The following is a 26,699-nucleotide window of genomic DNA, read 5'->3' on the forward strand; positions in this document are numbered from 1 at the left end:
AACCTGCCGATCTTCGCAGAACCGGCGCAGCGCTACTGCCCGGCCGGGGTTTACGAGATCGTCGAAGAGGCATCAGGCCCGCGCTTCCAGATCAACGCACAGAACTGTGTGCACTGCAAAACCTGTGACATCAAGGACCCGGCCCAGAACATCACCTGGGTGGTACCCGAGGGAGCCGGCGGCCCCAACTATCCGAATATGTGATAGCTGGGGCGGTAAAATGAATAGCTCAGAAGCTGTTTAAAAAAATGTTACAGAGTTAAACTTTTATTAGATAAATAAAAATATCAAAACTAGCGTTTAAATTGATATTCATCTCATAACAATAATTAAGAGGTGAGAAATGACATTTTCCTTATCGCGGTTTGATCAGGAATTTATGGATGTTTCCGGGTTCGAGATATCCAATTTTCTCAAGAACAAAAGCTTTGCCGATCACCGCTTAATACAGCGCAGCAAGGGCTGCCCGAATGCTTCAAGCCTGAGGTACAAGGCGTTTGGGCCCTTGCAGATTGCAGAGTACACCAGCGGTAACGCTACGGAAGTACGCATCCCATCGCTGGATCACGCCTACCATCTGCAAATCGTGCTTTCCGGTGACGGCGTCTGTGCTTTTGATGGCCACAGTCTGCCCATGCAGGCCGGCGACTCGATCATGATGACCCCGGGGACCGAATACACCCTGGGCTACTCCAGCGATTGCATCCAGCTCAGCGTACGCATCCCGCTTGAATTCCTGCATCAGTCCGCACGGGAGTTCGGCTATTTCACCGCTGGCGGGCCAATCCGCTTTCTTCCGCGCAGCGTCAATGTACTGAACGGTGGGCCGATCAGGCACCTGCTGCGCGATATTCTCGAGTTTGATTGCACCGAAAGCAGTGAACGTGCCCAGCTGTACTATGCCAAGCTGCTGTGCAACGGCATTCTGCAAAGCCACGAAAGCGGCATCTGCCTTAATGATCGGGTCAACCCGTCCGAGCACCGTCACATCGCGCAGATTCGTAACTACGTGCTCGATCACCTGACAGAGGATATCGGCATTGGTGATCTGGTAGAGCTTTGCCGCATCAGCCGAAAATCCCTGTATAATCTGTTCGACAAAGAGACCGGGCAGACCCCGTCCACTTATATCCGCCAGTTAAAGCTCGAAACCATCTATACCGAGCTCAGCGGCGATGACCGCAATATCCGCAACGTTACCGAAGTAGCGCTGAAGTATGGCTTCACCAACCTGGGCCGCTTCTCCGCCCAGTATCGCGAACATATTGGCGAACTGCCATCCGAGACCCTGCGTCGGCAGAGCCACTGACTTTTTTTCATCAAGGCCAAGGATTGGCCACCCCTTTTTTATCCCTCCCCTTAACATCTCCTGCAGAATTAATGGCAAAAGCGATGACCCCGTGGCGATCATCCACCGAGGTTTGAACCACCACTGTGCCAGCTTCAATCGGCGCGAGAGCCCACCTTCCACCGGGGCTTTTCCCGTAGGAACGGCGCCCTGCTGCGATAACCGACTGGGGTTTTGAATCACAGCCGTGCCAGATTCAATCGGCGCGAGAGCCCACCTTCCACCGGGCCGTTTTCCCGTAGGAACGGCGCCCTGCTGCGATAACCGACTGGGGTGTTGAACCACCACCATGCCAGCTTCAATCAGCACCAGGCCGCACCTCCTAACGTATTTCCATCGGCTGCCAAATTTCAGGCAATAAAAAACCCGGGGAAGGGGTCCCGGGTTTTTTTAAGCGTTCTAAGTTAACTTAGAACTTGTACATCGCCATGATCTCAACCTGCTGACCAGCCGGACGCAGGGAGCTGCCTGCAGAGGTCGGCGGACGGTTAGCAGCGTTCTGGTCGCGGAATTCGATACCGAGATCCAGGTTTGGCAGGTAGGTGTAGATCAGGTTGACGGTAGTCAGCTTGAGGGTATCGTCATCCAGGCTGGAAGCCACTTCATCAGATTTAACCTGACCGTAACGCAGGTTACCACGCAGCTTCGGAGTGAACTTGTGGCTGATACCAGCGGAGAAGCCAGTCAGAGTAACCATGTCGCCGTTTGCGTCGACTTCCATCTGTGCATCAAGACCGCGGGAACCGTTGTAACCCCAGCCAGCGTAGATCGCAGCGCCTTCACCGGTGAAACCGCTCAGCGCCAGGCTAGTGCTGTCAGTCAGCTTGAGCTTACTGGCAACAGAGATAGCTGCACCAAAGTCAGACTCACCGTCGTTCACACCCGGAGAGGTATCTACTTCACGACCGGTCAGAGCTACGTTAAATGCATGACCACCTTCGGTACGGTAGGTGTATGCAGCCACCATATCCGGGTAATCAGCATCGTCGTACAGAGGATCCTGCAGGGTCAGACGGAAGCCTTTGTTGGCGTAATGCATTACCAGGTCAGGACGGATCGGGGCGCCGTTACCAGCGACGGTACCGATACCCAGACCGAAGAAGTTCAGCATTTCCACATCGAACGGGGCGTTCGCGAAGAACTGACCGTTCCAGGTCTGACCAACGGTGAAGTTATCAACGCTGATAGTCGCGTGACGCAGGCGCATCGCGTAGGAGCTGTCAGAGTCGTCGGTGTTGTTGTCCCAGAAGTCACCTTCGATAAAGCCACGGACCTTGTGACCTTCAATTTCACGTGCAGCGGAGAAGTTCAGACGAGTCTGACGTGCGCTGCCTTCGAAAGAGCTATCGCCGTTATCCGGATCGGTGAATACACCTTCAGCCTTGACGTAACCGCCGATGCTGAAAGTGGTGCCGTTGTATTCACCCAGTTCCAGTGCGGAAGCCTGAGAGGAGATACCGGCGACCATGACCGCCAGTGCCAGCTTATTACGAATCATCATCTGAGTTTGGCCCTCGTTATTATCGTTGTATGTTTCAACAGTAATATCCCAGAGGGCCAAAATCCGGGATATACAAATAGTGTAATCTTTGTACATTGATAAAACTTAGGGTCATTTTTGGAGTCATTTATTGGTCAAGCAGGACTATTTTCTAAATTTCTTATACCCCAAGGCAAATACCAAATAATGCAGCACCTCTTTTTTTTGAACTGGCAATAAGATTAAAGTAGAAATCGATTAAAAACTGAGAACGCTCCCAGCCTGCTACCTGGACTCGCAGCAACGGCCAAACGCCAAAATTTGGCTCTACCGACCCTGATCTGCGAAACTGGCGCCATGCTTTCTAAACCTATCCGCAAACTGTTTCTCGCCCTGGGCATCGTTACGCTGCTCGTCCCGGCATACCTCTGGTTCACCCTGCTCAGCCCCTGGGGTTACACAGCCCCCCCCGGACTTGCTCCTGTCTCGGCCGGACAGCACTCGGTGTTTGTCTACGGCACCCTGCGCTCTCCCCTGGTGCGCTGGCTGGTGATCGGGCGGAATCCGGAAACCCGCACCACGACACTGACCGGCTTTCGCAAGGAGGGGCTGGACCTGGAGACAGACTCAGGCTCCGGCGTTAACGGCGACCTTTTCCATGTCTCCGCCGATGAACTAAAGCGGCTGGATAGATACGAGCGGCTGGGTATCCGTTACAGGCGTGTGGAAATAGAACTTGGTGACGGCAGCCGGGCTTGGGTCTATCTCAGAATCCATTGAACGCGCTTCTGTGAGATAGACCCAAACCAAAGACGCTTCAGTAGATACGCTACTACGATGCTTAATCACAGCGGCCATACCCAGAACAGCAGAGGGATACTGATTACTGCGACCAGCAAAGAGACAGGTAACCCCAGCCGCCAATAGTCGCTGAAATGGAAGCCGCCAGGCCCCAGGATCAGCGTATTGTTCTGATGCCCGATCGGCGTGAGAAACGCGCAGGACGCACCGATCGCCACGGCCATCAGGAAGGCATCATCATTGACGCCGAGAGTCGCGGCGGTGCCCAGTGCGATGGGGCACATCGCAGCCGCAGTCGCGGCATTATTGACCACGCACGAGACCAGCATGGTAAGCACCAGGATCAAGCCGATCGCCACCAAAGCACTCCCCTGCGCCACATGCTCCATCAGTAATTCAGCGATCAGCGCGGCGGTGCCAGTCTTCTCAAGCACCGCTGCAACCGGCATCAGCGCCCCCAGCAATATGATCACCGGCCAGTCGATGGCATCGTAGACTGCGCGTAGCGGTAACGTGCGCATCACCATGGTTGCAAGAACACCCGCCGCAAATGCGATCGCCGTCGGTAAAACTGCGAAAGCAGCGGCCAACACCGAGGCCAGCATGATCAAAGACGCTGCCAGTGCCTTGCCGCGATCCGGAATACGTAACTCTCGCTCCGCCAGCGGCACGCAACCATTGTCTGCCGCAAAGTCACTCAGAGCTTCTTCCGCTCCCTGCATCAACAGCAGGTCACCCGGTCGGATTTTCAGGGTACGCAACCGTGTTTTCATCGGCGACCCTTCACGGGATACCGCCAGCAGGTTCAGGCCATAACGGGTGCGCAGCTGAATATCTCTCGCGGAACGCCCCTCAAGCCGTGATTCCGCGCGCACGACCAGCTCCATCATGGTCAAGCCTTCACCACTGTTTCGATCCGAGTCACGCTCTTCCTTGTCGGCACCCTCTTCCGCCTCTGCAGCATCATGCTCTGAGCTCTGCTGCTGTGACTCGCCCGCAGAGGATTCCGCCTCCTCCAGCTCCAGGCCCAGCGAACCGAGCACCCCGGCCAGCGCCTCGACATCGGCCTCGATGATCAGTATGTCGCCCGCTTGTATGCGACGCGCCGAGGTGGGGACGTTCACCCTGACCTCATTACGCACCAGACCGATAATCTGGGCGTCAACCTCCTCCAGTTCGGTCTCGATCTCGCCTAAGCGTTTTCCAGCCGCCTTGCTGCTGTCTCCAACCCGGGCTTCGGTAATATAAGCACCGGTCTCAAAACTCTCGCGGCCAGGTGGTTTACGCGCGGGCACCAGGCGCCAGCCCAACAGCGCTATAAACAGCACGCTAAGCAGCGCCACCGGCAAGCCAACCGCCGTGAAGTCGAACATGGAAAAATTGCTGCCAAGACTTTCATTTCGAAAGCCGGACACAATCAGGTTGGGGGGCGTACCTATTAATGTCGTCAGACCGCCAAGGATGGTGCCAAACGCCAGCGGCATCAACGTCTGGCCGGGCGTCAGATCCAGCCGTCCCGACAGTTGCATCGCTACAGGCATCAGCAACGCCATAGCACCGACGTTATTCATAAACCCTGACAACACCGCTCCGAGCAATGTCAGTGCGAACAGGCTCAGTGTCGCACCGGCTTTTTTCGGCAGCACGTGCCGCGCCAGCACATCGACCGCACCAGAGAACTGCAGCGCCCGGCTTAACACCAGAACGCAGGCCACCGTTACCACAGCGGGATGGGCAAAGCCGAGAAAGGCCTCATCGGCCTCGATTAGTCCAGTGACAACGCAAGCCAATAACGCACCACCGGCAACCATATCGTGGCGCCAACGGCCCCAGATGAACATCAGCATGGTTGCCAGCAGAATAATCACTATCAGCCACTGATCCTGGGTCAATTTAGCTCCTTATCTACCCAGCCCATAACGGGCGCTCAACACGCCACCTCACTTTGAGTCTTGCCTGCCTGGGCTGTCATCCAGCTCCACTTTCCCCTTAGAGCCGGGAGCGAGAACTCCTATGCTACCGACAGACATAAACTCAACAGCTGTCTTCAAAATAGCAGCTCATCACTAAATGTCTGGAGCAGACACCAGGCGGTTAGCAAAACATAGACTTGCAGCAAGTCGTCAGCAGCTCGTTACCAGGACGTAGCAGGACGCGCGCTATACCTTCATCAATATCCGGTCAGCGTGCAAAAACAGCAGCGGCAAGAAGCAGAAGCTCTGTCGGGCGAGAAAACGAAGAAGAGAAAAGAGGCAGCGCCCGGCTGAAACACCGGGCGCAAAATTGAAGATAGTGACCGGGACTCAGGCCGCTTTAGGCATCAACACCTTGTAAATCACACCACCCAACAGTGCACCCAGCAGCCAGGCGTAACCGGACAGATCGCTGAGCGCCGCCACCCAGACGGTCGCCACCGAGAATGTAGCACCAACGGCAAAGGCGATCAGGGCTGTACGGTTCCAGCCTTTCGAGTAGTAGTAGGCGCCTTGCGGATCATTGCTGTAAAGCTCAGCCACTTTCAGACGCTGCTGCTTAACCCAGTAGTAATCAACCACCATGATGCCGTACAACGGTGCCAGAGTAGCCCCCAGGGTGTTAACAAAGCCGCTGATACCCACCTCGCTGATAAAGCTGACCCAGAGGCCACCAATCACCAGGGCGAACAGAGAGGTGATCCAGCCGGCGCGCTTGAAGTCGAGCTTGGCGGGAGCCATGTTGGCGATACCGTTCACGGCAGGAATAAAGTTAGCCACCAGGTTGATGCCGACGGTGGCGGCGAAGAAGGTGATCGCAGCGATAATAGACAGAATAGTGCTGTCAGCCTTTTCGACGATCTCGGTCGGGTTAACGATCTTTTCGCCGTAGATCACTGCAGCACCAGCAGTAATCAGCAGTGCCAGCGCGGAGAATAGCACCATGTTCAGCGGCAGACCGGCCAGGTTCCCCTGCACCATCGACTTGGTGTCTTTAGAGTAGCGGGAGAAGTCACTGAAGTTGATCATCACCGCGGCGAAATAAGCCACCATGGTGCCCACTATCGCCACGAAACCTGATATCTCAGAGCTGAACGTCGGGTTTTCCGGTGCAAAGATAGTCTGCGCAGCTTCCCAGAGCTGACCGTCGGACTTCTGCCAGAGCACCACCAGCAACCCGATCATTACCGCATAAACGAAGGGACCGGCCACATTAAGGAAGGTGCCTACCCAGTTCATGCCATGGGAGAAAATCGCGATCTGAAACGCCCACACCAGCAGGAACGAGATCCAGCCCAGGGTAGTCAGACCCATGAAAGTGTCACCGCCGCTGTCTGCCCCGGTCAACGTGACAAGCAGCAGCTCCAGCGCAGTAGAGGCAAAGTAGGTTTGCGCGCCATACCAAAACACCGCGACCGTCGCCCTGAGGATCGCTGGCAGGCGGGCACCGCCCACACCCATGCTTGCGCGCGCCAGAACAGGGTAGGGAATACCGTGATCCACACCGGGCTTACCGGAGATATTGACCAGCACCATCACCAGCAGGCCGGCGGTAATCAATGCCGCAAACGCGGTGTAACCGGTTACGCCGTAAGAGATAAACAGCGATGCAACCAGTGAATAGCCAAACAGACTCTGGATGTCGTTGGCCCAGATATTAAACACCTCAAACCTTCCCCAGGTTCGTTCCTCCTTGGGAACGGGTGCCAGAGAGTCATTGTGCAGATCCATCTCAGATGAACTGGTGTTACCCCGGGACCGAGTATTTGTCATTGTGAAAGCTCTCTTCCGCCTTAGCGATGATGCTAATGTTTCAAAAAAGTAGTCACTGAAACAAATGCAACAAGCGCACCATTTTTGCACCAACGCTCAAATTAGCCCCTACAAACGACCTGTGCGGTGTCGCAAAGTGCAAAGACGACAAAAGCACGCACCGATACGATGCACTCAATGATTCCATGGCACCGCATTGGACCATCTTTGGTTCTAAACCAGCCCATTTACTGTGCAGCCAAATTCGACGCACTTCAGCCGATTGGCGGGTAACAAATCTAAGCCGGTGCTGCGGTATGCGTTACCGGGAGTAACTCTTATCTACAAAAGAGGGTGGAAAAGTAACCGTCAGGCGGGTATCAATGAGGCGCTGAGCATCAAACTATGCCCTAAAACAGATCATCAAAATCAGTGTAAAAATCAGACTAAAAAGAGCCGGGCCCATATATGAATCGAGCTGCATTATGTTATGAGCATGAATCACATTTACTTAGTAAGGGCTTTGTGATTATTTAGCTATTGTTACACGACGGTTTAACCGTTACTTGCGGCTCAAAAACCTATAACGCCCCGCCTCTAAAAAAACCTCTTATATATCAAGCTTCTGACACTTGAACAGCGGCGACAGCCATCGTTCCAGTCACGGCGTTTATGTGCCAGGGATCAGCCATCAAACACGTTCGTTAAAAGGAGGCCTGGATGGCCACTAGTACTACTGAAGAGCTCGAAGCCCTTCTTATGGAGCGGTCGCTAACCGACTCACAGCTCCTCGAGGCAGCCGAAGGCGCTGCCGATTTCCGTATCCTGCCCGATGCCAGCGTCATCAAGATTGGTGGCCAGAGCATGATCGATCGGGGCCGCGCCGGTCTTTATCCACTGCTGGATGAGGTCGCCGAAGTACGCAAGCAGCACAAGATGCTGATCGGCACCGGTGCCGGTACCCGCGCCCGCCACCTCTACTCAATCGCTGCGGGGCTGGGTTTACCAGCCGGTGTGCTGTCGCAACTGGGTTCATCCGTTGCCGACCAGAACGCCACTATTCTTGGCCAGCTGCTGGCCAAGGAAGGGATCCCCGTGGTCGACGGTGCGGGCCTGTCCACGGTGCCGCTGTCACTGACCGAGGTAAACGCCGTGATTTTCAGCGGCATGCCGCCGTACAAACTCTGGATGCGCCCTTCCGCTTCCGGCGTTATTCCGCCCTATCGCACCGATGCGGGCTGCTTCCTGCTCGCCGAACAGTTCGGCTGCAAACAGATGATCTACGTGAAGGATGAAAACGGCCTCTACACCGAGAATCCGAAAACCGCGACCAGCCCGACCTTTATTCCGAGGATTTCGGTGGATGAGATGAAGGAACGGGGGCTGCACGACTCGATCCTGGAGTTCCCGGTGCTGGACCTGCTGCAAGCTGCTCGACATATTCGCGAAGTTCAGGTGATCAACGGCCTGGTGCCGGGTAATCTGACCCGCGCCCTGGCCGGCGAACACGTCGGCACCATCATCACAGCGAGCTGAGGCCCATCATCATGACAACGAATACCATCAAGCATGTGCTTTCGCCGCTGGCACAGCAGACTTTGCAGAATAACGACCTGACCCGCCCGGTGGCCAACATCCAGCCGATCAAGCTGCTGCCCTGGCTGCAGGTCGTAAAAATTGGCGGCCGACTCATCGACCGGGGTGCAGAGGCGATCCTGCCGCTTGTCGAGGAACTGCGTAAGCTGCTGCCCGAGCACCGGTTGCTGATTCTGACCGGGGCCGGCGTGCGTGCCCGCCATGTTTACAGCGTTGGCCTGGATCTGGGCCTGCCGGTGGGCTCGCTGGCGCCGCTGGCCGCCAGCGAGGCGGGACAGAACGGTCATATCCTGGCGGCAATGCTCTCTTCGGAAGGTGTCTCCTACGTTGAGCACCCCACCGTGGCAGACCAGTTGGCAATCCACCTGCAGGCGGCACCTGCTGTCGTCGGCAGCGCCTTCCCGCCTTATCATCACCACGAGTTTCCGCACTCACGTATCCCGCGTCACCGCGGCGATACCGGTGCCTTCCTGCTGGCTGATGCGCTGGGTGCTGCGGGCCTCACTATCGTCGAGGATGTGGACGGGGTTTATGACTGCGATCCTAAAGGCGCCAACGGCAGCGAAGCCAAGCTGATCAAAGAAACCAGTGCAACGGCGCTGTACGAGTCCGATGGCTCCCTGCCGGTGGATCGAGACCTGGTTGACGTGATGCGCAACGCCAGCAACCTGAAGCGGGTCCAGGTCGTCAACGGCCTGGTTCCGGGGCGTATCACCGCCGCCTTGCGCGGCGAACACGTGGGCACTCTGATCCACTCAGGCAAAGCCTGATCGGAACTCCAAGCTTCCGTGCCCGGCGGTCATTTAGCCGCCGAGCCCGGGGCTTTTTCTTGAATCCCACCCAACGACTCCCCGGAATCCCGCCACACCTCATTGCCGCCGCAGCGCTGTAAACAAAGCAGACTTCCTGAACCTATAATCCTGAGAGTTAAGCTAAAAGAGACAGCGGTTTAGCTGTAGACTCGCCAAGCGTCACAATGACCGTCACATGAGTAAGCCCTCACCGTCTCGCTTTAGCCTTATCGCCCCGGTCAACCATACAGGAAGCAGTTCATGTCACGAGGCTCCCGCCGTCACCAGCACTCCCCATCCGCCAGCAGGGATCCGGCCGGACTGAACGAAGCCTGGGATGTGTTAAATACGATCTGGCCCTATCTGTGGGCGTTTCGTGCCCGCATGGGCATCGCCTTTGTGCTGTTGGTGCTGGCCAAGGTGGCCACGGTGACCATGCCCTGGGCGCTGAAACATATAGTCGACAGTCTCGATCGTACTCAGCACCAGATCATCGCCGTCCCGTTGTTGATGCTCGCGTTCTATGGATTGCTGCGATTCGGTTCGGTGTTTTTCAGCGAAGCTCGGGATGCCGTGTTCAGTCGTATCACCGAGCGTGCGATGCGGCGCATGGTGCTGCGGGTGTTCCGGCATCTGCATGCGCTGGAACTCGAGTTTCACCTGTCGCGCCAGACCGGCGGTATCTCAAGAGATATAGATAGGGGCGGCAACGGCTTCGGCTTTTTAATGCGGATGCTGGTGTTCAATATTGTGCCGACGCTGATCGAGATAACGATGGTCGCCGGCATCCTGCTGATCAACTTCAGCGCCTGGTACGCACTGATCATCCTGGTCAGCGTCGGCATCTATATCTATTTCACCATTACCACCACGGAATGGCGCAACCGGTTCGTGCGTGAGATGAACCAGCTCGACTCGGAAACCAACACCCGCGCCATCGACAGCCTGCTCAATTACGAGACGGTCAAATACTTCAATAACGAGCACTACGAGGCGGAGCGTTACGACGGCAACCTGGCCCGCTGGGAAAGCGCACGCCTGAAAACCCGCATGACGCTGATGCTGCTGAACAGCGGCCAGGCGCTGATCATCGCCACCGGCATGGCCTTGATGCTCTGGCTGGCGGCCCAGGATGTGGTTAACAACGAGATGACACTGGGCTCACTGGTGATGATCAACGCCTATATTCTGCAGCTGTTCATGCCGCTGAACTTTCTCGGCATGGTGTACCGGGAAATACGCCGGGCGTTGACCGATATCGAGAACATGTTCGGTCTGCTGAAAAAAGCGCCCAGCGTTAGTGACGAGCCCAATGCTCCAACGCTCAGAGTTACTGAAGGCGCCATAGAGTTCCGTAACGTGAATTTTGCCTACCATGCGGAGCGCCCGATTCTTAAGAACCTTAGTTTCAAGGTTAACCCGGGGGAGAAAGTCGCTGTGGTCGGACCCAGCGGCGCCGGCAAATCCACCCTGGCACGATTGCTATTTCGCTTTTATGACCTGCAGAACGGCGAGATCCTGATCGATAACCAGCCGATCAACCGCGTCAGCCAGCTAAGCCTCAGACAGGCGATCGGCGTAGTGCCCCAGGACACTGTGCTGTTTAACGATACGATCTTCAGTAACGTGGCTTATGGCCGGCCTGAAGCCGCGCCTGAAGAGGTCAACACCGCTATCAGGATGGCTAACCTGGACCGGTTTATTGAGGCGCTGCCCGAGGGGCCCGATACAAGAGTGGGCGAGCGTGGCCTCAAGGTCTCCGGCGGGGAAAAGCAGCGTATTGCCATCGCCCGGGTGATCCTGAAGAAACCGCCTATCCTGCTGTTCGACGAAGCCACCTCTGCGCTGGACAGCGCCACCGAAAAGGCGATTCTTTCATCCCTTAACAGCCTGGCGAAAAACCATACCAGCCTGGTGATAGCCCACCGGCTTTCGACCATCATCGATGCCGATCAGATTCTGGTAATGGATAGCGGAGAGATCATCGAACGCGGTACTCATCAGCAGCTGCTGACCATGAACGGACGCTATGCCGAGATGTGGCGGTTGCAGCAGGATAACGCTGAGGAATCGGCGCACAGCTAATGGCATGTTTTCATCCGGTTCCCGCAGAAAGTGCCATGACTCAGCGCCTGCAGGTTCAGATGTGAGATTTAACAGCTATCACTAACCAAACGCGGTTATCTAAAGCAGTTTCAGTGGATGTGAAAAGCAATTGTGTAAGATGGGGGTAAGGCTGGGTAAAGCGGAACTTATGGGGGTAGGCCCTGCGGTTATTATTATTGTTACCACCGCAGAAGATGTTGGGGAAAATCTCTTTTCAAAGGCCTCATGCATTAAAGCTTGGGGGTCGATCAGCTCTCGGTTCCCCAGGTGCTTAGCCAGGTTTCAACCTCTTTGGCCGCGGTCAGCTCCAGATCTGCCGACCGATTGTTCAGCACCGAAGTCAGGCTCGAACTGCCTGCCTGTACCGCGCCCTCAGCCTGCTGCTCAGCGTTCACGCTCTGTGATTCTTCCCGGCTCTCGGGAAATTGAAAAAGTGCGCCCATAGTTAAGTTTCCTCCTGGTTATAGAGTGCGCAATTAGACCATATAAGTAGAAAACAATACATATTTGCATCGCAATTAGCCGTCTGATTTTTAACCTGTGTCAATAAACCTTTGGTCGCTTCCCCTACAGACCGACACCCGCCCACCCGCCGGATTCGTCGTCGCTTAATCCAAGCAATGCGCAGCCGTTGCCAAGCGTTCAAGCCCTGATTCTTCCTGCTATGGCGACATATTCGCGCCTTAAGATATTGAGAAGCCGAAGAGAAAAAAGTTACCGGGCGGCATGCGCAACACTCATGTCGGAACGCTAAGCCATAGCTGCTGCCCCGGCTTTCAAATTTAGCGCTCAGCAAAGGAGGTAAGGCTTGAACGAAAGGATACACTTATGTATGTTGTTTGATGTCAAACAAGTTAATCCAATAAATATAAAAAGGATGACGTCATGACCCTAGAACACCCTGCCTCGCCACTGATGCATCTCACTACCTGCAGATGCGGCTACCCGCTTAGATCTGCCCTCAGCTAACCGATTAACTGAAGCTGCTCCAACGTACTGCTATATAAAAATAATGTGCCTCCAGGGCACCACGGAGTCTTTCATGCTGAAGAAAACCGCGCTCGCGCTTGCGTTGAATCTATCCATCGCCGCCATGGCGCAGGCTGAAACCCTGCGTTTATCCCACTGGGTACCTGCGACCCACCCGGTTCAGGTCACAGGCATTGAACCCTGGGCGAAGTCGATCGAAGAAGCGTCCGGTGGCGATCTTTCCATTCAGATCTTCCCGGCCCAGCAGATTGGCTCTGCGCCGGATCACTACGACATGGTGCGCGATGGCATTGTCGATATCAGCTGGACCAACCCTGGCTACAACGCCGGGCGCTTTCCGATCTACAGCCTGATTGAGATCCCCTTCCATATCTCCGGTGGAGCAGCCGGCGCCAAGGCGATCCATAGCTGGTACCAGGACTATGCCAAAAAAGAGATGAGTGACGTCTTCTTCTGCGCGGTAAACAGCCATGAGACCGGCGCCCTGCATTCGAAGAAGAAAATTACCCAACCCTCAGAACTGAGTGGGCTTAACATCCGCCCTGCACATGCCACCATGGCCCGCTTCGTCAGCAACCTGGGGGCTGCCCCTGTGCAGGTTCCGGCCCCTGAAGCCCGTGAAGCCATCGCCCGCGGTATAGCCGATGCGATCACCTTCCCCTGGGGTTCTATTTACGACTTCGGTATCGACAAGGAAGTGAAATATCACATGGACCTACCCATGTATGTTTCCGCCCAGGTACTGCTGTTCAACAAGGACAGCCTCAACGGCCTGAGCGAGCAGAATCGCCAGGTGATCTACGATCACTGCACACCGGACTGGTCACAGAAGATGTCTCAGGGATGGGTTGACGATGACCGTGCGGCCCGCGAGCAGATGATTGCAGATGAAGGCCACACCGTCACACGCCCCTCCGAAGAGGAGGAAGCCCTGTGGCGTGAAGCAGCAATACCAAGTCTGGATAAATGGAAGTCCGATGTCGCCGCGAGCGGTATCGATGCGGACAAAACCTACGAGGACTACCTCCAGTCGCTGCAAGAGAACAACGCAGACTACTAACTCTCAAGTACCCCCAGATACCTGTCAGGCCATACGACAGATAAACCAACAGTTAATCCAACAGGCAATCCAGCGGGCAGAGGCATTCCAGCCTCTGCCCCTGTCTGAGGATCTTTTATGAACAAGTTATTTGATAAAACCATTTCCGCCATCGAGGTGGTCGCGGCCATCCTGTTTGGTGCGGTGACGCTGCTCATCGTGCTTTCAGCCATCGGTCGCTACGGCTTTGCCACACCGATTCCGGACTCATTCGACCTCAGCCGCCTAGTGCTGGGTGTTGCCATCGTCTGGGGCTTCGCCAGCCTCGGATTTCGCGACAGCCACATCAAGGTCAGTATCACCTCCCATATCTTCAGCAAGCCAGTCACCCGCTGGATCGAGGTCTTTGCCTGGACGCTGCTGCTGATTTTTACCTCTGTGCTCGCCTGGAAAATGTTCGGCAAGTTCCTCAGCACCCACGCCAGCGGAGAAACTACCTTCGATCTGCGCATCCCGCTCTGGCCTTTTGTATTTGCGATCTGGCTCGGCCTGGTTGGCGCGATCATCACCACGCTCTATCGCATCATCCAGATCATGACCCGCAGTGACTTCTGCATTATCGAAAACTCAATCACCGGCAGCCGGGACGACGAGGTGCAAAATGACGTCTGAAGTGATTGCGATCAGCGGCTTTATCGCACTTTTTACGATGATGTTCTTCCGCGTTCCCATCGGCGTGGCCATGGGTATCGTAGGCGTCTGCGGTTTTGGCGCGGTGGTCGGCGTCAAACCGGCCATGAACCTTCTCTCACAGTCTCCACTGCGCACCATTACCGACTTCAACCTGACACTGATCCCCTTCTTTATTTTGATGGGGGTCCTCGCCACCAACTCAGGCATGTCCCGTGAACTGTTTCGCGCCGGCAACGCCTGGTTTGGCTGGATGAAGGGCGGACTCGGCCTGGCCAGCGTTGGCGCCTGCGGCGGGTTTGCGGCGATCTGCGGCTCCTCCGTCGCCACCGCGGCCACCATGACCAAGATCGCCTACCCGGAAATGAAAAAAGCTAACTACAGCGACGAGGTCGCCACCGGCGTTATCGCAGCCGGTGGCACCCTGGGCATACTGATCCCGCCGTCGGTGGTATTGGCTGTTTACGGCTTTATCACCGAGCAGGATGTGGGCGTACTGTTTATCGCAGGCCTGGTTCCGGGCCTGCTGGCCGTACTGCTTTATATGCTGGCGGTGCGCTTCTGGTATGGCCGCAGCCTGCCGGAAGGCAAAGCTTTTAGCTGGAAAGAGGGCTTTGCCTCGCTGAAAGGCGTCTGGGCCGTACTGCTGCTTTTTGTATGTGTGATCCTCGCGATCTATCTTGGCGTGGTAACCGCCACCGAAGCCGCCGCCACCGGTGCGTTTCTGACGGCGGTAATTGGCATTGCCCGCCGACGCATTAACCGCCGCTCCCTGCTGAACAGCCTGATTGAAGCCCTGCGCACGTCGGTGGCTATCTACACAATACTGATCGGCGCGATCCTGTTTGGCTACTTCCTGGCGATCACCCAGGTGCCGCAGGAGGTTGCCTCATCGCTGCTGGACCTGGGGCTCGGCCGCTTCGGCACGCTGCTGCTGATTCTGCTTTTGTTCCTGATCATGGGCTGCTTCCTGGACGCCATGGCGATGATCATTTTGATGGTGCCTATTGTCTTCCCGATCATTCAGCAACTGGGCTTCGATCCTATCTGGTTCGGCATCGTGGTTGTGATGACCGTGGAACTGGGGCTGATCACGCCACCGGTGGGGATGAACGTGTTCATCATCGACAACCTCACCAAGAACGTAAAAATTACCACCATCTTCAAAGGCGTGCTGCCGTTCGTACTGGTCGATGTGCTGCGCCTGGCGCTGATCGTGGCCTTTCCCGCTATCGTCCTCTTTCTGCCGGAGACCATGTCCTGATGGCTAAAACTGACACCAACGACAAGCTCTACGGCGAACGCCTGGACCCTTATGGCCCAAAGCGTCTGCATGATCTTGTCTCTTACCGGATCCGTCTGCTGCAGATCGCGGCGTTTAAATCCTTTGAGGGCGTGACCACCGGCTATGGCTCCATCCCTCGCTACTACGGCCTTTTGGAATTGCTGAGCAACAACCCCGGCGTCACTCACAACCGGCTCGCCGAGGCGGTGTATCTCGACAAATCCAGCCTGGTTTCGATTCTGGATATGCTGCAGAAGGAGGGCGTGATCAAACGCGAGCCCAGCGACACCGACCGCCGCGTCAAAAATCTGTTTATCACCCCAAAGGGGGCTGAGCTTCTTAACGATCTGAACCGCCATGTGACCGAGCACGAGTCGATGCTGATGGCCGGATTCAGTGATGAGGAGCGCAGCACCCTGGTAAACATGCTCGACAAAATCGATAACAACATCCGCAACAGTTGGGAGGAGCAGAAATGATAGCTGGCAGCACACCCATCCCCATGATTCGGGATATTGAAGCCCAAGGCCTGGATACCTACCTGGCTTGCCCCACCCCTTTCGAATTGATCGCTGCCAGTGCCGCAAAAACGCCCGACGCCCTGGCCATTCGCTACGTTCGTGAAACCAACCGACCGGACCGGGATGAGCTGATCAGCTACGCCGACCTGGTTGATCGTATTCAGCGCTATGCTGCGGTGTTCCGCGAGCGGGGCGTGGTGCCCGGCACCTCTGTGGCGATCCTCGGCCCACACACACCTAGCACCCAGATCGCACTTTGGGCGGCTGAACTGGCCGGCGCCGCGGCGCCGATCAACCCGATGCTCAAGGCCGACCATGTGGTCTCTATTCTGAAGGAAGCCAATGCGCGCTGTCTGCTGATCAGCCAGCCCGAAGGCGTGCCGGCCTTCTGGGATGAGCTGCACCAGGCACTCAAGGAGAACTCTGTCGATATCGAGCTGCTCTGTTGTGATAGCGAACAGCTGCTCAACGGCATCGATTGCTCACTGGAACAGGCCGCAGCTGACATCCCCTCTGGCACGACGCCTTTGGAGCCACGCCAGCCCGACGACCTGGCCGCCTACTACCACACCGGCGGCACCACGGGCACGCCCAAACTGGTCCAACACAACCATCGTAATGAAGCTCATGTCGCGGTGAGCTGTGCCCGCATGTTCGAGTTCAATGCCGACGATATTCTGGTCAACGGCTTTCCACTGTTCCATGTGGCAGGCGCCTTCGTCTATGGCCTGTCTACGCTGTCGGCAGGTGCCACGCTGTTGATCCCCGGCGCCCAGGGTATGCGTAACCGGGAGTTCCTCGGCAGCATATGGCAGCAGATTGAGGATTACGGCATTACCGCCATCGGTTGCGTACCCACGATTCTGTCGTCGATGGATGGTGTGGAACTTAACGCCGATATCTCATCGCTACGCATGCTGCTGACCGGCGGTTCTCCGCTACCGACAGAGCTCGCGGATGCTCTGGAGCAGAAGACCGGTAAACCGGTGCGCAATATCTTCGGTATGACCGAAAGCGCCGGCTGCATCGCCGTTGAGCCCCTGCATAAGGAACGCAAAGCCAAATCCTGCGGTTTTCCCCTGCCGTTCGTCGAGGCGCGGGTGGTCAAGCCCGATAATCCAATGGGACAGGGATCTGCCCTGGCTCCTGGTGAATCCGGACTGCTTATCATCAGAGGCCCCAATATTTCGGCCGGGTACAAGGATCCAAATGTCGCCGATGACAGTTTCCTTGACGATGGCTGGCTCTCTACCGGCGATATCGGCACCATGGATGAGGAGGGCCGGATATTTATTACCGGACGCAGTAAGGACATCATTATCCGCGGCGCCCACAATATCGACCCGCAACAGATAGAGAGCGCGCTGATCTCCCACCCCGCCGTCAGAGACGCGGCGGCGGTCGGCATGCCCGATACCTATGCCGGTGAGCTACCCGTTGCCTTCGTAACACTGGTCGCTGGAGCCGAGACTTCGCCTGAATCACTGATGGAACATATCAGCAGCATTATCGACGAGCCGGTCGCCATTCCTAAGGAGATCGTGATTCTTGAGGATATGCCGACCACCCAGGTGGGCAAGATTTTCAAACCCGCGCTGCGACGCATCGCCATCCGCCACGCCATCGACCTGATCGCCAGAGCGGCTGGTCTAAACGAGGAACAGTGCGAAGTCACCATCGATGACAAGCTGCGTACCCGCATATTTGTAGCTGCCGAGCATTTGGACTCTTTCAAAAAGAAACTGACCGGTATGCCGATCGATTACACAGTGACGCCCATAACAGTAACCCCGGTGAAGGAGTGCCTGACCGATGAACCCCGATAAGCTCGTGCTACATCACTGCCTGGGGTCACGCTCTACCCGTGTACTTTGGCTACTGAATGAAATCGAAGCTGATTTTGAGGTGGTTGAGCACGACTTCCCCCGGGGACTGCGTGATCCAGAGTTCAGAGCGGTATCTCCACTGGGGCGGGTGCCGGTGCTTGTCGATGGCGACCAGGTGCTCTGCGAGTCCGGCGCCATTATTCAGTACCTCTGTGAAACCCGTCAGCGCTGGGATCTTATGCCACAGATGGGCGAGGCGCTGAAGCCCGCCTGGCTGCAGTGGCTCCACTTCGCCGAAACACTGGCAACGCTGCCTGCTGCCCTGTTCCAGAACGAGGTATCAATCCCCGAAGCGGAGAGATCTCAGGCAATGCTGGAGCTTGACCGACGCCGACTCGGCAAGGCTTTGAACTATCTGGACGAGCAGTTGAAGGGACGCTCCTACCTGCTGGGCGAAAGCTTTTCCGCAGCCGATATAGCGGTGGGTTATTCGGTGTTCTTTTCCACCCGTTTCGCCTCACTTGAAGACTATCCCGATCTCGCCGAATGGTACTTACGGCTATCGCAGAGACCCGCGTTCAGGCAGTCATTTCCTGCCGAGGTCCCAGACTGAAGCACGGCCTGCTCAGATATAAAATTTGGGGCCGGTTAACCTGGCCCCGACTTTCAATGCTCACCTGATCGATGATCCGGCCAGTAGTACTCCACGGCCCGGCCCCCTTCTCGAAAACCGTGACAGGAGTTCAGCATCCGCTGCTTATCTTTATCCGAGCGCCCGTGACCCTCAATGTGATGAAGCTTGTACCCGTTGATGGTCTGAATAGCGGCAGTCGCCAGCACCGGCAGCAGTTCAGTCAGGTGGGTGCACCCAGAGACTCTTCCAATCGCAGCCCTGGCCTCATCCAGCCACCCGGAACCGATTCTTACACCAACCAACGCCTGATAGGGTGCCTCAGCACCAGGACAGTCCGAGTGAGGGGTATCGATCATGTTCGCCCGCACCTCTTTAATTAACAGACTCTCATCCACCACCAGCGTTAAGATCATGTGGTGCAGGTGATCTCCCACCGGAATATCACCGCGATCGGGCAGGTTGATAACATGGCTTTTCGTGTCGGCCAGCACAGCCTCAACCTCCCAAAGCCCATCCTCACGCAGATACCCTTTCACATCGATATTTCGATTATGCATCAACGCCCTGGCGACATTTTTTGATTGTTTGTGCATTTCTATTCCTTTATAAGCCAGTATTGATTCGCGTGTAACCTAGCACCTGGAAACATCAGGCATTTTATTAATAAACTAAAATCATGCTCGCAATTAAATATTAAATTATTTTTTGCGAAAATATCATTCAGAAAGGTTAAAACCGTACCTAAAATATAATAAATCATAAATACAGCCATAAATTTAAGATGGAAATCAATCATCCATATTAAAAATATTTTATATTTTCTTATATAATCTATTAATAAAACTCCAACTTAGCCGACATAATTATTGATAGAGCCCATCCAAAAGTGTATATTCGAGCATTGCGATTCTTGCAATTTTATGGATGAAAAATTCAACAATCGTACTTCATGGCTAAGCCCATCTCGGGCTTTAAGCCGACAACCAGTATTCGACAACGCTCTTCTGCTTCTGGGCTCACAATGACAACAAACAAACTCAGCCGCGACACCTGGATAAATGCCGCAATCAAGGTACTTGCCACAAGCGGCATCGATCAGGTTCGTGTGGACCAGTTGGCCAAGAAGCTCAAGATAACCCGTGGCAGCTTCTACCATCACTTCGACAGTCGTAAGGACCTGCTCGAGGGGATCCTGAAAAAATGGCGCCTGCGCGCCACCGAAGAGATCATAGACCGGCTGCAGCGAGGCGCCGCCAGCCCGCTTGAGCAGATCATCTACCTGATGAACCTGCCGGTGAAAGGCAGCAGCGCTGTCGAAGCCGCCTCTATCGAGATCTCGATCCGCGCCTGGGCCAGGCGCGATGCACTGGCGCGCGAATGTGTCGAAGAGGTGGACAACTATCGCCTCTCCTTTATCAAGGCGATCTTCAAAGAGCTGGGACATACCGATGTTCGTGCGGACGATCTGGCCAATCTGGTGTACGCCTACATCGTCTCTACCTCGCTGATCCACTTCGACAAAGACTACAAGCACCGTCAGGAGATGGCCGAACGTATTGCCGAATTCCTGGTCTCCAACTGCCCGTTGATGAAGTGCCCGAAGCGGGATGAACTGGCCAACAACTCTTAAATAAGATGCGACAAAAAGCGCCCCTTAGGCATCACCCTCTACCTAAGTAAGGGCGCTTCCCGTCAAACGTTTACGCATAGTCTGTGACGGCAGCTCACCGAAATACTCTTTATACTGCTGAGAAAAGCGGCCGGGATTACTGAATCCATATTTAAACGCCAGATTGGTGATATTTTCCCGGGTACTGCAGGTTGATATCTCCTTATGTGCAGCATAAACACGCACCTGCTTGAAATACTGCCCTGGTGTCATGCCGTAAAGGTCACCAAATATGGTGTAGATCTGTCGATCGCTTACACCAATATACTCAGCCAGAGCTTCAGCACTCAGGTCGCCGGTTATATTGCGCGAAATATACTCCTTGATGCTGCCGACATACTCGCCGCTGCTCGAGTCAATAAGCCTGCTCTTATGCGTAACGAAAGACTCAAGTATCAACATGCCGATAATCGCGTTGTAATGAACGCTTATCTTGTCAAACTCACCGTGTTCGGCCCGTGACAACAGCGCATCGATATAGCGGCCGATGTCGGAACTCCCACCAAAAGCCACTACCCCCTTTTCGATACTCAGACTAACGACGCTGGCCAGTATATCCATCTCAGCCAGCACCCGATTCATGCTTTCCCGGCCAAAGGAAACGAAATAGCAGAGTTCACTGGCGCTGAATGAGAGCTGCGCCCACTCTCCGGGCGACAGTAACACCGCCTGCCCGGCTACAAGTGTCTCGATGCACCCTGAACGCTCAAACCCCAACTCCCCGCTGCCGCTAAGCAGCAAAGTATAAGTTCTGGCACGTACGGTGAGCGCGTCGCTGGCCAGAGCCCCCTTGAGACACAGATGAGCAACATCACCCAGTTTACGGTAGCGAGCCTCCAAGCCGCGCCCACTGGGCGCGGCACTGATATCCAGACCCGCATACTGGCTCAGCATAGAGCGTAGAGAGTCGGCCGATACCGCTCCCCTTTTGTCAGCATTCTGGTTCAGCATAGAGATCCCTTTTTTGTTATGGCATCACCCGCGCAGGTCGATAGAAAACCTGGTTCAGTTAGCTGACCAGCACCAGGGAAACCGACGGAAACAGTACGATAATCGCCAACCGCAGCATGTCTGAGATTACAAAGGGGAACACACCCTTGAAGATCACTTTCAGGTCGATATCCGGCAGCACCGACTTCAATACGAAGACATTGAGCCCCACCGGCGGCGTGATCAGACTGATCTCGGTAGCCACAACAACCACAATGCCGAACCAGACCAGATCCATCCCCATGCTGCTTACCACCGGGTAGAACACAGGTACCGTCAGCAGCAACATGGAGATCGATTCCAGCACCGCCCCAAGCACCAGGTAGATCAGAATGATCACCAGCAGCACGCCGAGCAGACTGAAGCCCAGGCTTTCGATCCAGTCCACGATCACGAACGGGAAATTGGAGACGTTCACCAGGTTGGCGAAAATCAGCGAGCCAATCAGAATCGCGATCAGTGACACGCTGGTTGCGGCAGAGTCCTGCAGCGCCTCATGGATCTTTTTCAGATCGAAACGGCCACGCAGCGCGGTCAGCAGGATCGCTCCTACAACACCGACCGCCGCAGACTCGGTGGGAGAAAACAGGCCGAAATAGATACCGCCCAGCACCAGAGCCACCAGCATGGTGAACGCCCAGATCTGGCGTACCGCAGCAAATCGCTCTGACAGGGACTGCTTTTCACCGGAGGGACAGGATCCGGGTCGCACATAGGAGATCGCGATAATGGTCAGGCAGTACATCAGGATACCGAGCAAGCCCGGGATAATACCGGCAATAAACAGCTCACCGATATCGGTCTCGGTGATAATACCGTAGAACACCAGCGCGATGGAGGGCGGAATCAGTATCCCCAGGGTACCGCCGGCGGCGATGGTCCCGGTGGCCACATTCTGCGAATAGCCATAACGGATCATCGACGGATAGGCGATCTTCGACATGGTCGCCGCAGTGGCAAAGCTGGAACCACAGAAGGTGCTGAAACCACCGCAGGCGCCAACCGTGGTGATCGCCAGACCACCGCGCAGGTGGCCGATCAGGGCATAGGTTGCGGCGTAAAGCTCATCGGCAAGGCCTGACTTGGCAACGATATTACCCATCAGGATAAACAGCGGAATCACCGCGAATTCATAGGACAGCACCGTATCGGTGGCGATACTTCCAAGCTGGCTGAAAGCCGCCGGCCAGCCCTGGTAATAAGCCAGGCCAAACACACCCACCACACCGGTCGCCACAGCGATAGGCACCCGCAGGAACAGCAGCATAAACAGGACGACAAAAGAGATCAGCATTATCATTTTTTTAACCCACCACTCTTATTCTTCGCGCAGATGTCGCTGCGGCGCAGCCACTAACAGGCTGATCCAGGCGATCAACGCCAGAATCGCAATACCGAGAACCACCTTCCACTTGTAAACGCCCAGGAACAGGAACACGTCCCCGAACTTGTAAGACTCGTAAGACTGCATGAATACGGTCACCACCAGCGCGGTGAAGAAAGTGCATTCGATCAGATAAACCATCCAGAAAATAAAGCGCCCGAAACCGCCGAAGAAATATTTATCCAGCAGGTCAATCGTCACGTGGCTGCGTGTTTTATGGACGTGATAAAGCCCGGAATAGAACATCACCGCCAGCGAAATAGAGACCACCTCATAAGAGAAGCCAAGAGAAAAGTTGAAGATATTGCGCCCGATAACATCGACCACGATGATCAGCGCCATCAGCAGCGCAGCCAGCACGGCGACGTGGGAACAGAGACGCTCCAGAAGCTTTAGCACAGAGAAAGGCATAGGCGGCCTCTTTTATAGATCCGCAGAGGAAAATGTGAGTGGGTAAAAAGGGCTCCCTGCCCTGAGGCGCAGGGAGCTTCACAACTGCTTGGGGTTTACTACAGGGAGTCGATTTCGCTGCGGTAGAACTCCATCACCGTTTCACCATCGACGCCGTTCTCCTTGGCGACGTTAAACCACTCGGCGCGCTGAGGTGCAAAGGCCTTAGCCAGCGCATCCATCAGTTCGGGAGAAGCTTCACGATACTCGTCGCCCAGCTTGGCCTTGAGGAACTCGCGCCCTTTCAGGTCGTTTTCGTCCCAGAGCTTACCCATGCGTGCCGACAGCACCTCGCCGGAGATTTTCCGGATCGCGGCCTGGTCTTCCGGGCTGATCTGATCCCACTTGTCTTTGTTCATGATGATGAACGCCGAGTTGGAATAGAGACCGCCCGGAATGCGGGTCACATGATCCACATACTTATCGATCTTGAAGCCGGTCACGAACTCGTCAGAGAGCGCAGTGCCGTCGATAACGCCACGGGAGAGGAATTCACGCAGCTCCACCAGGGAACCGGAGATCGGCGATACACCCAGCTCCTGCAGAGCGTTGGACACCACCGGAGTCTGTACACGGATCTTCTTGCCGCTAAGGTCCTCTGGAGTGATTACCGCCTCATCCTTCATATGGATGTTGCCGCCTGAAGTCACGTGCATCGCCAGGGTAACGACGTCGCTCTGCATGCCGGTGGGCTCAAAGTACTGTTTGAAGGTACGCCAGTACGCAATGGAGCTTTTTTCAGCGTCGACGGTATCAAAAGGAAACTCGACCATTTCGGTCAGCGGGAAAGCGCCCGGCGTATAGCCGTGCGGTCCCCAGGCCACATCCGCGATACCGCTAGTGACCGCCTGGTAGTTGCGGTTCGGCGGTGCCAGAGGCTTGGCAGAGGGCTGGATTTTGACACGTCCTTCGGTAACGGTTTCGACCTGCCGGAAGAAGTCCAGCAGACCATCAACCTGGGACCAGTGGGAAGATGGGAACCACTGGTTGTATCTCAGCGTCAGGCTATCTTCCGCCAGTGCGTTACCACCGACGGTGAGTGTAATTGAAGCGCATAGAGCCGCGGCTAGGTTACGACATTTTTTCATGTCTATCCCTCATATTTATTATTTTCAAAGAGGCTTACTGCAATCAAAAAGATACAGTAATGTATCTTTTTTTCAACTCAATGTTTCGCGTTTTTATTACTACTTTATGTCTAAAAAAACGGCCAAATAACAACATGAATAAGCATCAATAAAAGACACTTATGAATGTTTTTATCAAAAACGTTATCCCGCACCGCAAAAATCCTTTTCAGCCATGCGGGAAGCTGCCTTGCCTTATTTAAAAGCAGGTTTAAAGAAAGGCATCACTATGGAAATTGGCCAGATCCAGACCGCATTTCTCCACGAAGTCCGTTCGCGCCGAGCTGACCACAATAGGCGCACCGCAGACATAGGCCTGGTGACCGGACATATCGGGGATATCGTCCACCACCGCCTGATGCACAAAGCCGGTCCGACCATCCCAGGAACCATCCTCTTCGGACAGCACCGGCACATAGGTCAGCCAGGAAAGCTCCCGCGCCCAATCCAGGCACATCTGGTGGTAATAGAGATCGGCCAGACGACGACCGCCCCAATAAAGCACCACCGGACGGGTGTTATCTTCACGCACCAGCTGCTCGATAATCGCCTTGATCGGCGCAAAACCGGTGCCACTGGCGGTCAGAATGATCGGCGTTTCACCCTCGCGGATGTAGAAGGTCCCGAACGGCCCTTCGGCGGTAAGAATCGCCTTGGCCTTAAGCTCATCGTAGATAAAGCCACTGACCACACCGCCCGGCATCTTGCGGATGTGCAGCTCGATCTGGCCGCTGTCATCGGTGGCTCCCACGGAATAGCTGCGCTTGTTGCCATCCTTCATCTGCAGATCTATGTACTGACCGGGCATACAGCGGAACTCGATACCGGGCGCCGGGCCAAGACGCAGCACCACCACATCATCCGACAGCACCTCTTTGACAAGCACACGGACCGGGAACTTCTGGATACTGATCCCTTCCAGTTCGGTGACTTCGGGAGCATCCACCACCAGATCGCTGCTTGGACGGGCCTGACACATTAGACCCGTCACACCTTCAAGATCGCTTTCGACCAGTTTGTCTTTCACCTCATCGGCATAAGCCACCCGGCCGGAGACGATGGTGGTGCGGCATTCGCCGCACTGGCCATCACGACAGCTGTGCTTGAGGGTGATGCCGGCCTTAAGGCCGGCCTCAAGTACACTCTGCCCCTCTTCGACACTGAAGCTTTTGCCGGAGGGCTCGACTCTGACTTCAACTGCCATCAGACCACCCCTTTCTGCTTCGCCATGGTCAGGGCCAGATCTTCGATCATGTCTTCCTGGCCACCCACGGTGCCACGACGACCCAGCTCTACCAGAATGTCACGGGCCGAGATGCCGTACTTCTTCTCCGCACGCTGAGCAAACAACAGGAAGGAGGAGTAAACACCAGCGTAACCCAGGGTCAGGGAGTCACGATCGACACGGATCGGCTGATCCATCATCGGCGTGATCAGGTCTTCCGCCACATCCATGATCTTGTAGAGATCGATACCGGTTTCGCAGCCCATGCGATCCAGTACCGCGCACAGCACCTCCAGCGGCGTATTACCGGCACCCGCCCCCAGGCCAGCGACGGAACCATCGATACGCGCCGCACCGGCTTCAATAGCCGCCAGCGAGTTGGCCACACCCATCGCCATGTTGTGGTGGCCGTGGAAGCCGATCTCGACGTTTTCCGGCAGCTCGGCACGCAGCAGACCGATCTTGGTGCTTACCTCATCCGGCAGCATGTAACCGGCGGAGTCGGTGCAGTAGATGCAGTTGGCGCCGTAGCCGACCATCAATTTGGCCTGCTCGAGGATTTTCTCGGCCGGCACCATGTGCGCCATCATCAGAAAGCCCACGGTGTCCATGTTCATTTCACGGGCGATGGTGATGTGCTGCTGGGAGACGTCCGCCTCGGTACAGTGGGTCGCCACACGAATGGTGGAGACACCCAGCTCCTTCGCCATTTTCAGGTGATCGACGGTGCCGATACCGGGCAGCAGCAGCGCCGAGATCTTGGCCTGTTTCATCTTCGGGATCACGGCGCCGAGGTACTCCTCATCGGAGTGTGCCGGGAAACCGTAGTTGACGGACGAGCCGCCCAGGCCGTCGCCGTGGGTGACTTCGATCAGCGGCATTCCCGCTTCATCCATCGCCGTGGCCACATCCACCATCTCTTGCAGGCTGATCTGATGGCGCTTCGCATGCATTCCGTCACGCAGGCTCATGTCGTGCAGACGGACTTTCTTACCTTGCAGATTCATTGTCTGTTCTCCTCC

Annotated in this window: 24 protein-coding genes; 13 read left to right on the plus strand and 11 right to left on the minus strand. The window is 55.6% G+C overall.

The window, feature by feature from the left end:
* Both C4S72_RS14400 and C4S72_RS14405 read left to right on the plus strand, forming a co-directional pair.
* Window positions 1–204: 4Fe-4S dicluster domain-containing protein (locus C4S72_RS14400; RefSeq protein WP_200826787.1), on the plus strand; the 204-nt coding region annotated here is incomplete at its 5' end.
* A gap of 139 nt (window positions 205–343) precedes the next feature.
* On the plus strand, window positions 344–1,309 hold the full coding sequence (locus C4S72_RS14405) for a helix-turn-helix transcriptional regulator (RefSeq protein WP_104003879.1): 966 nt from the start codon (window positions 344–346) through the stop codon (window positions 1,307–1,309).
* Window positions 1,310–1,757: 448 nt separating this feature from the next.
* Here the strand turns inward: C4S72_RS14405 and C4S72_RS14410 are convergent, their stop codons facing one another.
* Entirely contained in the window at window positions 1,758–2,849 is a 1,092-nt protein-coding gene (locus tag C4S72_RS14410) for a porin (RefSeq protein WP_104004371.1), read from the minus strand.
* A 336-nt stretch (window positions 2,850–3,185) separates the two neighbouring features.
* Here C4S72_RS14410 and C4S72_RS14415 point away from each other — a divergent pair, with 336 nt between their 5' ends.
* On the plus strand, window positions 3,186–3,608 hold the full coding sequence (locus tag C4S72_RS14415) for a gamma-glutamylcyclotransferase family protein (RefSeq protein ID WP_104004372.1): 423 nt from the start codon (window positions 3,186–3,188) through the stop codon (window positions 3,606–3,608).
* 65 nt (window positions 3,609–3,673) lie between these two features.
* Here C4S72_RS14415 and C4S72_RS14420 read toward each other — a convergent pair whose 3' ends face one another.
* Both C4S72_RS14420 and C4S72_RS14425 read right to left on the minus strand, forming a co-directional pair.
* Window positions 3,674–5,521 (minus strand): SLC13 family permease, encoded by a 1,848-nt coding sequence (locus C4S72_RS14420; RefSeq protein ID WP_104003880.1) that lies wholly within the window; start codon window positions 5,519–5,521, stop codon window positions 3,674–3,676.
* A 411-nt stretch (window positions 5,522–5,932) separates the two neighbouring features.
* Window positions 5,933–7,375 (minus strand): NCS1 family nucleobase:cation symporter-1, encoded by a 1,443-nt coding sequence (locus tag C4S72_RS14425; RefSeq protein WP_200826788.1) that lies wholly within the window; start codon window positions 7,373–7,375, stop codon window positions 5,933–5,935.
* 699 nt (window positions 7,376–8,074) lie between these two features.
* On the opposite strand from C4S72_RS14425, the gene C4S72_RS14430 reads away from it, so the two are divergent.
* From C4S72_RS14430 to C4S72_RS14440, 3 genes are all read left to right on the plus strand, one after another.
* Entirely contained in the window at window positions 8,075–8,890 is an 816-nt protein-coding gene (locus C4S72_RS14430; protein WP_104003882.1) for an amino acid kinase family protein, read from the plus strand.
* An 11-nt stretch (window positions 8,891–8,901) separates the two neighbouring features.
* Entirely contained in the window at window positions 8,902–9,720 is an 819-nt protein-coding gene (locus tag C4S72_RS14435) for an amino acid kinase family protein (protein WP_200826789.1), read from the plus strand.
* Window positions 9,721–10,002: 282 nt separating this feature from the next.
* Entirely contained in the window at window positions 10,003–11,826 is a 1,824-nt protein-coding gene (locus tag C4S72_RS14440) for an ABCB family ABC transporter ATP-binding protein/permease (protein WP_104003884.1), read from the plus strand.
* A 269-nt stretch (window positions 11,827–12,095) separates the two neighbouring features.
* Here C4S72_RS14440 and C4S72_RS14445 read toward each other — a convergent pair whose 3' ends face one another.
* Window positions 12,096–12,290: a hypothetical protein gene (locus C4S72_RS14445; RefSeq protein WP_104003885.1), complete on the minus strand. Its 195-nt coding sequence runs from the start codon at window positions 12,288–12,290 to the stop codon at window positions 12,096–12,098.
* A 599-nt stretch (window positions 12,291–12,889) separates the two neighbouring features.
* Here C4S72_RS14445 and C4S72_RS14450 point away from each other — a divergent pair.
* From C4S72_RS14450 to C4S72_RS14475, 6 genes are all read left to right on the plus strand, one after another.
* Window positions 12,890–13,897: a TRAP transporter substrate-binding protein gene (locus tag C4S72_RS14450; RefSeq protein ID WP_200826790.1), complete on the plus strand. Its 1,008-nt coding sequence runs from the start codon at window positions 12,890–12,892 to the stop codon at window positions 13,895–13,897.
* Between the two features lie 117 nt (window positions 13,898–14,014).
* Window positions 14,015–14,548, plus strand: a complete 534-nt coding sequence (locus tag C4S72_RS14455) for a TRAP transporter small permease (protein WP_104003886.1) — start codon at window positions 14,015–14,017, stop codon at window positions 14,546–14,548.
* A complete protein-coding gene (locus C4S72_RS14460) occupies window positions 14,538–15,830 on the plus strand; it encodes a TRAP transporter large permease (RefSeq protein ID WP_104003887.1) in 1,293 nt (430 codons plus the stop codon). The genes C4S72_RS14455 and C4S72_RS14460 overlap by 11 nt, the downstream gene beginning before the upstream one ends.
* On the plus strand, window positions 15,830–16,330 hold the full coding sequence (locus C4S72_RS14465; RefSeq protein ID WP_104003888.1) for a MarR family winged helix-turn-helix transcriptional regulator: 501 nt from the start codon (window positions 15,830–15,832) through the stop codon (window positions 16,328–16,330). Before C4S72_RS14460 ends, C4S72_RS14465 begins: the two co-directional genes overlap by 1 nt.
* Window positions 16,327–18,198 carry an AMP-binding protein gene (locus C4S72_RS14470; RefSeq protein ID WP_104003889.1) on the plus strand — a complete coding sequence of 624 codons (1,872 nt, stop codon included), beginning with the start codon at window positions 16,327–16,329 and terminating at the stop codon, window positions 18,196–18,198. The genes C4S72_RS14465 and C4S72_RS14470 overlap by 4 nt, the downstream gene beginning before the upstream one ends.
* The gene (locus C4S72_RS14475; protein ID WP_104003890.1) at window positions 18,185–18,811 is read left to right on the plus strand and encodes a glutathione S-transferase family protein; all 627 of its coding nucleotides are present in this window, start codon (window positions 18,185–18,187) and stop codon (window positions 18,809–18,811) included. Before C4S72_RS14470 ends, C4S72_RS14475 begins: the two co-directional genes overlap by 14 nt.
* A 53-nt stretch (window positions 18,812–18,864) precedes the next feature.
* Here the strand turns inward: C4S72_RS14475 and C4S72_RS14480 are convergent, their stop codons facing one another.
* Entirely contained in the window at window positions 18,865–19,425 is a 561-nt protein-coding gene (locus C4S72_RS14480; protein ID WP_104003891.1) for a DUF2889 domain-containing protein, read from the minus strand.
* Between the two features lie 428 nt (window positions 19,426–19,853).
* Here C4S72_RS14480 and C4S72_RS14490 point away from each other — a divergent pair, with 428 nt between their 5' ends.
* Window positions 19,854–20,462 (plus strand): TetR/AcrR family transcriptional regulator, encoded by a 609-nt coding sequence (locus C4S72_RS14490; protein ID WP_200826791.1) that lies wholly within the window; start codon window positions 19,854–19,856, stop codon window positions 20,460–20,462.
* 42 nt (window positions 20,463–20,504) lie between these two features.
* Here the strand turns inward: C4S72_RS14490 and C4S72_RS14495 are convergent, their stop codons facing one another.
* From C4S72_RS14495 to dmpG, 6 genes are all read right to left on the minus strand, one after another.
* Window positions 20,505–21,452: a helix-turn-helix transcriptional regulator gene (locus tag C4S72_RS14495; protein WP_104003894.1), complete on the minus strand. Its 948-nt coding sequence runs from the start codon at window positions 21,450–21,452 to the stop codon at window positions 20,505–20,507.
* A gap of 58 nt (window positions 21,453–21,510) precedes the next feature.
* Entirely contained in the window at window positions 21,511–22,791 is a 1,281-nt protein-coding gene (locus C4S72_RS14500) for a TRAP transporter large permease (protein ID WP_104003895.1), read from the minus strand.
* A gap of 18 nt (window positions 22,792–22,809) precedes the next feature.
* A complete protein-coding gene (locus tag C4S72_RS14505) occupies window positions 22,810–23,286 on the minus strand; it encodes a TRAP transporter small permease (RefSeq protein WP_104003896.1) in 477 nt (158 codons plus the stop codon).
* 98 nt (window positions 23,287–23,384) lie between these two features.
* Entirely contained in the window at window positions 23,385–24,413 is a 1,029-nt protein-coding gene (locus C4S72_RS14510) for a TRAP transporter substrate-binding protein (protein ID WP_104003897.1), read from the minus strand.
* Between the two features lie 250 nt (window positions 24,414–24,663).
* Entirely contained in the window at window positions 24,664–25,656 is a 993-nt protein-coding gene (locus C4S72_RS14515; protein WP_104003898.1) for a 2Fe-2S iron-sulfur cluster-binding protein, read from the minus strand.
* The gene (gene dmpG, locus C4S72_RS14520) at window positions 25,656–26,684 is read right to left on the minus strand and encodes a 4-hydroxy-2-oxovalerate aldolase (RefSeq protein ID WP_104003899.1); all 1,029 of its coding nucleotides are present in this window, start codon (window positions 26,682–26,684) and stop codon (window positions 25,656–25,658) included. The genes C4S72_RS14515 and dmpG overlap by 1 nt, the downstream gene beginning before the upstream one ends.
* Window positions 26,685–26,699: the final 15 nt, after the last annotated feature.

The sequence above is a fragment of the Marinobacterium lutimaris genome (assembly GCF_900108065.1).
Classification (GTDB): domain Bacteria; phylum Pseudomonadota; class Gammaproteobacteria; order Pseudomonadales; family Balneatricaceae; genus Marinobacterium_D; species Marinobacterium_D lutimaris.